The sequence below is a fragment of the Pseudonocardia pini genome (assembly GCF_013870575.1).
In the GTDB taxonomy this organism is placed as follows: domain Bacteria; phylum Actinomycetota; class Actinomycetes; order Mycobacteriales; family Pseudonocardiaceae; genus Pseudonocardia; species Pseudonocardia pini.
Map to the genome: position 1 here is coordinate 1 of NZ_JACBXB010000540.1, position 3,870 is coordinate 3,870.

General features: G+C 74.3%; 5 protein-coding genes and 1 pseudogene. 3 read left to right on the top strand and 3 right to left on the bottom strand.

The features are described 5' to 3' along the window. On the bottom strand, nucleotides 1-737 hold a 737-nt coding region (locus H5J29_RS24230), incomplete at its 3' end, for a cobyric acid synthase (protein ID WP_312858379.1). 43 nt (nucleotides 738-780) lie between these two features. On the opposite strand from H5J29_RS24230, the gene H5J29_RS24235 reads away from it, so the two are divergent. Genes H5J29_RS24235 through rlmB form a run of 3 tightly spaced genes read left to right on the top strand, consistent with a single transcriptional unit; the run spans nucleotide 781 to nucleotide 2,600 of the window. Continuing rightward, on the top strand, nucleotides 781-1,467 hold the full coding sequence (locus H5J29_RS24235; RefSeq protein WP_220187855.1) for an SURF1 family cytochrome oxidase biogenesis protein: 687 nt from the start codon (nucleotides 781-783) through the stop codon (nucleotides 1,465-1,467). Then, nucleotides 1,440-1,622, top strand: a complete 183-nt coding sequence (locus H5J29_RS34415) for a CysS/YqeB C-terminal domain-containing protein (RefSeq protein ID WP_220187856.1) — start codon at nucleotides 1,440-1,442, stop codon at nucleotides 1,620-1,622. The genes H5J29_RS24235 and H5J29_RS34415 overlap by 28 nt, the downstream gene beginning before the upstream one ends. Nucleotides 1,623-1,634: 12 nt before the next feature. Next, nucleotides 1,635-2,600, top strand: coding sequence for a 23S rRNA (guanosine(2251)-2'-O)-methyltransferase RlmB (gene rlmB / locus H5J29_RS24240; protein WP_181783340.1), 966 nt, complete (start codon nucleotides 1,635-1,637; stop codon nucleotides 2,598-2,600). A 65-nt stretch (nucleotides 2,601-2,665) separates the two neighbouring features. Here the strand turns inward: rlmB and H5J29_RS24245 are convergent, their stop codons facing one another. Together H5J29_RS24245 and H5J29_RS24250 are read right to left on the bottom strand one after the other, a co-directional pair. Beyond that, complete coding sequence (locus tag H5J29_RS24245; RefSeq protein WP_181783341.1) at nucleotides 2,666-3,508, bottom strand: metal ABC transporter permease; 843 nt, start codon at nucleotides 3,506-3,508, stop codon at nucleotides 2,666-2,668. Then, a pseudogene (locus tag H5J29_RS24250) lies at nucleotides 3,505-3,870 on the bottom strand (ABC transporter ATP-binding protein); the annotation flags it as partial. The pseudogene H5J29_RS24250 and the gene H5J29_RS24245, both read right to left, overlap by 4 nt.

The window sequence follows — 3,870 nt, forward strand, 5'->3', positions numbered from 1 at the left end:
CCGTCGGCGACGGCGGAGAGGGAGTCCTCGGCGTCGAGCCAGAGGCGGTCCGACCAGGGGACGACGCCGAACGTCGGCCGCCCGGTCAGCGCCCTCAGCTGGTCGAGGCCCGGGGCGAGCAGCGCCGGGTCGCCCCGGAACTTGTTGACCACGAACCCCGCGATCCGGGCCTGGTCCTCGGGGGCCAGCACCGCGACCGTGCCGAAGAGGTGGGCGAGCACCCCGCCGCGGTCGATGTCGCCGACCACCACGACCGGCAGGTCGGCGGCCTGCGCGAGGCCCATGTTGGCCAGGTCGGTGGCCCGCAGGTTGATCTCCGCGGGCGAGCCCGCCCCCTCGCAGACCACGACCGAGTACCGGCTGCGCAGCCGCTCCAGCGACTCGACGACGACCTCCCGCAGCGCCGCGGTCCGGGTCCGGTAGGACAGCGCGGAGACCTGCCCGTCGGCCCGCCCGCGCACCACGACCTGCGAGGTCCGGTCGCTGCCCGGCTTGAGCAGGACCGGGTTGAGGTCGACGCTCGGCGCCAGCCCGCAGGCGTGGGCCTGCATGGCCTGGGCGCGGCCGATCTCGCCGCCGTCGGGGGTCACGACGGAGTTGTTGCTCATGTTCTGCGCCTTGAACGGCGCGACCGAGACCCCCCGCCGGTACAGCGACCGGCAGAGCCCTGCGACGAGGGCGCTCTTGCCCGCGTCGGAGGTCGTGCCGGCGACGAGCAGGGCACCGCGTACGTCCACGCCGCCAGTCTGCCTCGTGCGCGGGCGAACTAGGCTGGGGCCCATGCGCTTCCTGCTGCGGCCGGGCTGGATCGCCTTCATGGTGGTCGTCGTCGGCTTCGTCGTGGCCTGCTACACCCTGCTGGCGCCGTGGCAGTTCGGCCGCGAGGAGCAGCGGCAGGCCCAGGAGCAGGCGATCTCCGCGGCCGACACCACCCCGCCGGTCCCGTTCGGCGAGCTGGTGTCGGGCTCGTCCGTCACCGCGGCCGACGAGTGGCGGCAGGTCGTCGTGGCCGGTACCTACCTGCCCGAGGCCGAGGCGTTGGTGCGGCTGCGGGTGGTGGACGGCAAGCCCGCCTCCGAGGTGCTCACCCCCGTGCGGCTCGCGGACGGCCGGGTGGTCGTGGTGGACCGCGGGTCCGTCGCCACGGACGAGGGGCAGGCCCTGCCGAGCGTCGCGCCCGCCCCGGCGGGCCCCGTCACCCTGGTCGGGCGGCTCCGGCTCGACGAGACGGACGGCAGCGGCCGCGCGCCCCTGACCGACGGCGGCAGGCTGCAGATCTATGCGGCGGACTCCCGGCAGGTCGCGTCGGCGACGGGGCTTGCCGACGTCGTGGAGGGCTATGTGCAGCTCGCCCCCGGCCAGCCCGGGGTGCTGACCCCGATCCCGGTCTCCACGCCGACGACCGCGGCGCCGTTCACGAACGGCTCCTACGCCCTGCAGTGGCTGACCTTCCGCTCGGCGCGCTGACGTCGCTGGTGGAGGAGCTGCTGGAGCGCCGCCAGGCGGCGCGCAAGGCGAAGGACTTCACCGAGGCGGACGCGGTGCGCGACCGCCTGCTGGCCGCGGGGATCAGCGTCGAGGACGGCGCCGACGGTCCCACGTGGTCGCTCAAGAACAACTGACAGACAGGGATCATGGCCGGCAACTCCAAGCGCCGCGGTGCGGTGCGCAAGGAAGGCACGAAGAAGGGCGCCGTCGTCGGCTCCGGTGGCCAGCGCCGCCGTGGGCTGGAGGGCAAGGGGCCCACGCCCCGGGCGTCGGAGCGCAAGGGGCACCCCGCGCAGCGCAAGGCGGCGGTGAACGAGCGGCGGGCCGGGCAGAGCCGGACCAACCGCCGCACCGGGGACGGTGACGTCCCCGAGACCGTGCTGGGTCGCAACCCGGTCGTCGAGTGCCTGCGCGCGGGGGTCCCCGCCACGGCGCTGCGGGTGGCCGTCGGGGCCACGTCCTCGGACGAGCGGATCGCCGAGTCGGTGCACCTCGCCGCGGACATGGGGCTGGCGATCCTGGAGGTCGAGCGCAAGGAGCTGGACCGCATCTCGGGCGGCGCACTGCACCAGGGCATCGCCCTGCAGATCCCGCCGTACGAGTACGCCCACCCGGACGAGCTGCTCGAGCGGGCCTCGGACTCGGGGAGACCCCCGCTGGTCGTCGCGCTCGACGGGGTCACGGACCCCCGGAACCTCGGTGCGGTCGTGCGGTCGGTGGGCGCCTTCGGCGGGCACGGGGTCGTGGTGCCGCAGCGTCGGGCGGCGGGGATGACCGCGGTCGCCTGGCGGACCTCGGCGGGCACCGCGGCGCGGCTGCCGGTCGCGCGGGCCACCAACCTCACCCGCACGCTGCGGGAGTACGCGCAGACCGGGCTGATGATCGCGGGCCTCGACGCGGACGGGGACGTCACGCTCGACGAGTTCGACCTCGCCACCGATCCCCTCGTGATCGTCACGGGATCGGAGGGCAAAGGCCTCTCCCGGCTGGTCCGCGAGACGTGCGACGTCACGGTCTCGATCCCGATGGCGGGTCCCGTGGAGTCGCTGAACGCCGCGGTGGCCACGGGCGTGGTGCTCGCCGAGGTGGCCCGCCGCCGTCGCCTGGCCTGAGGGCTTCTCGACGAACGAACGGCACTCTCGCGCGGTAGGTCCGCACCAGAGTGCCGTTCGTGCGTTCAGGCGGTGCGGACGCGGCCTCGGATCCGGCCGATCAGCCGGCACGTGAGGTAGGCCAGGAACGCCAGCGTGGCCACGTAGCCGGAGATCGGCAGGCCCGGGGCGAGCGAGAGCAGGGTCCCGCCGAGCAGGGCCAGCTCGGCGATCGCGATCGCCAGCACGGTGGCCTTGAGCGGGCTCGCGGTCACGCGGGCGGCCGCGGCGCCCGGGATGATCGTCACCGACAGCACGAGGATCGCACCGACGATCGGGACGGCGAGTGCCGTCGTGAGGGCGACGAGGACGGCGAACAGCGGGGACAACGCCCGCACCGGCACCCCGCGGGCCACCGCGACGTCCGGATCGGCGCTGGCGAACAGCAACGGCCGGTAGACGACCGCCAACACCGCCAGGACCACGACCGTCACGCCCGCGAGGATCCCGATGTTCCCGCCGTCCACGGACACGATCGAGCCCGTGAGCAGGCCGAACTTGTTGGAGGCCCGGCCGTCGTAGAGCGCGAGCAGCAGCACGCCGAGGCCGAGCCCGAAGGCCAGCACCACGCCGATCACGGAGTCCCGTTCCCGCTGACGCAGCCCCAGCAGACCGAACACCAGGCCCGCGATCACCGCCCCGACCACCGCCCCGACGCTCACCGAGATCCCGGCCAGCAGGGCCGCCGCGCCGCCGGTGAACGCCAGCTCGGCCGTGCCGTGCACGGCGAACCCCATCCCGCGCGCGACGATCAGCGGTGCCAGCGCGCCCGCGACCAGACCGAGCAGGGCGGCGGCGAGGAAGGCGTTCTGCACGAACGGCAGGCCCAGCAGCTCGCCGACGCCGTCGAACGAGATCAACCTGTTCACGCCAGTGCCTCGTGGTGCGCGTGCTGGTCCTCGACGCCGACGACCACCAGGCGGTCCCGCACCCGGAGCACCTCGACGTCCGTGCGGTACAGCTCGGACAGCGTCTCCGAGGTCATCACCTCGTCCGGGGTGCCGACCCGGAACCGGCCGCCGACCAGGTAGAGGATCCGGTCGACGAGCGGGAGGATCGGGTTGATCTCGTGCGTCACGAACACCACGGCGGTGTCCGCGGTGCGACGGCGCCCGTCGATCAACGCGCTGACCGTGCGCTGGTGGGCCAGGTCGAGGGAGAGCAGCGGCTCGTCGCAGAGCAGCACGCTCGGGTCGCCGACCAGGGCCTGCGCGACCCGCAGCCGCTGCTG

What these genes read in the sequence shown, in the direction of transcription:
- H5J29_RS24235 (WP_220187855.1), top strand. Translation starts at nt 781, where the DNA reads ATGCGCTTCCTGCTGCGGCCGGGCTGGATCGCCTTCATGGTGGTCGTC.
- rlmB (WP_181783340.1), top strand. Translation starts at nt 1,635, where the DNA reads ATGGCCGGCAACTCCAAGCGCCGCGGTGCGGTGCGCAAGGAAGGCACG.